Source organism: Cupriavidus lacunae (genome assembly GCF_003353055.1).
In the GTDB taxonomy this organism is placed as follows: domain Bacteria; phylum Pseudomonadota; class Gammaproteobacteria; order Burkholderiales; family Burkholderiaceae; genus Cupriavidus; species Cupriavidus lacunae.
Window position 1 is genome coordinate 1 of sequence record NZ_QKWJ01000244.1, and the last position, 1,106, is coordinate 1,106.

The window sequence follows — 1,106 nt, forward strand, 5'->3', positions numbered from 1 at the left end:
CAAGGCGCGTGCCTGGCTGAAACCCGACAACATGGGCATAACGATGACCCGCTTAATAACCACAAGTCATCGTTTCTCCGCCCACGCCGGGGCCGGAAGGGCCTTGAAATGCTCATGAGAAACCAAACTGAGGGCGGCTGGGGTTAGGCGGCCACCTCCACCGGATTAACCTGAAATCCGAGGGCCGCGGCACGCCGCCTGAGTGCGGCGATGCTGCGCTGGCGTTGCTGCTCTTCATAATGCTGCTGGCCCTGGTCGACGAAGGCTTCACCGCGGGTGAGCATGAAGTACACCATCCGCGCGAGTTTATGGGCCACAGCGGTATTGGCGCGCGGCTTGTCCATGCGGGCGCACAGGCGCCGGTAGAACGCGCCGAGTGCCGAACCATTGCGCGACAGGCTCATGGCCGCGAGCTTGAGCGCCTGGCGCACCCGGTTGGTCGAGCGCCGGGTGCGCGCACTGAGTACCTTGCCGCCGCTGATCTTGGTGCCGGGACACAGCCCGAGCCACGAGCAGAAGTGCTTGACGTTGGCAAAGCGGCGCAGGTCCGGCCCGATCTCCGACAGCACCGTCAGCACCGAGGTGACCGCCAGGCCGTTGATGCGGGTGAGGTCGACGCCGGCCCAGCGCGCCAGCGCGGTACGCAGGTCGAAGGCCGGAGTGTTCTTGCCGCGCCGCTTGCCCGGCCCGCCAAGTTCGACCTCATGACAGCCCAGCGGCGCGAGCAACGCCTCGATCTTCGCGTCGCACTCGATGATGCGCTGGGCGAGACTGTCGAACATCGCCAGGGCCTGCCCGAGCACGAAGAGGTGCTCCTCGCGCCAGTTGCCCGTCAGCGCCCGCGCGATATCGCGCTCGCTGGCCTTGACGCGTCCATGGCGATGCCGTGCCAGCATGTTGGGGTCACGCTCGCCCGCCACAATCGCCCGCACGATGGCCTGCCCGGTCATGCCCATCACATCGGTGAGCACTTCGCTGAGCTGGAGATACTATGAAGGGCCGCGGAGGCAAGCCCCTGGAGTAAAACGAAGATTCGCAATCTCGTTTCTCCCAAAGGAGCACGCAAATGAACACGCCTGACACAACCCTTCAGGGGCAGAATACGA

1 pseudogene is annotated in these 1,106 nt (G+C 65.0%); it reads right to left on the minus strand.

What is annotated here, in order from left to right:
• Positions 1 to 143: 143 nt before the first annotated feature.
• Positions 144 to 986: pseudogene (locus tag DN412_RS42915) on the minus strand (transposase); the annotation flags it as partial.
• Between the last annotated feature and the right edge of the window lie 120 nt (positions 987 to 1,106).